This is a genomic window from Streptomyces sparsus (genome assembly GCF_054776295.1).
Map to the genome: position 1 here is coordinate 1 of NZ_BAAHCA010001610.1, position 642 is coordinate 642.

At 76.2% G+C, this 642-nt stretch carries 1 protein-coding gene; it reads left to right on the forward strand.

What is annotated here, in order from left to right; translation table 11 throughout:
* The coding region (locus tag ACYVE9_RS29910; protein ID WP_461030997.1) for a universal stress protein at nt 1-530 on the forward strand (530 nt) is incomplete at its 5' end.
* Nucleotides 531-642 lie beyond the last annotated feature (112 nt).

The following is a 642-nucleotide window of genomic DNA, read 5'->3' on the forward strand; positions in this document are numbered from 1 at the left end:
GGGCCGCGGCCGCCCACGCCGCGTGCCCGGTGGTCGTGGTGCCGCACCTGGAACGGGGCCGCGGGGCGCTGGCCGAGCCGTACGGGCGCGTCGTCCTCGGACTCGACCCCGAGGACACCGACGACGCCGCGGTGGAGTTCGCGTTCGCCGAGGCCGCCCGCAGGCGGTCCCGCCTCCACGTCATCACGACGCATCCGGTGCCGTTCTCCACCCTGACGCTGCTGGGCGACGCCCCCGAGGCCATCGACCCGGAGGGGCCCGAGATCTCCCGGGAGACCGCCCGAATGCAGCAGGACCGGCTGCGCCGTTTCACCGAGGACCGTTCTCCGGGTGTGCCCGTCGACCACACCGTCGCGCCGGGGGACGCCGCGGGACGGCTGGTGGCCGCCTCGGAGTCGAGTGATCTCGTGGTGGTGGGACGGCACCGCAGGCGTCGGCGCCCGACCAGCCTGGTCGTCGGATCGGTGACGAACGCCGTTCTGCTGCACGCCCACTGCCCGATCGCCGTGGTGCCGCACCTCACCCACTGAGTGCCGCTGCGAGCCGGCCTTCCCGTCTGCCGGCCCGGCTCCCGAGGGGCGACCGGCTCATGGGCGCGGCTTCGACCGGCCCCGGGGACGGCGACCCCGCCCCCCTGCCGGC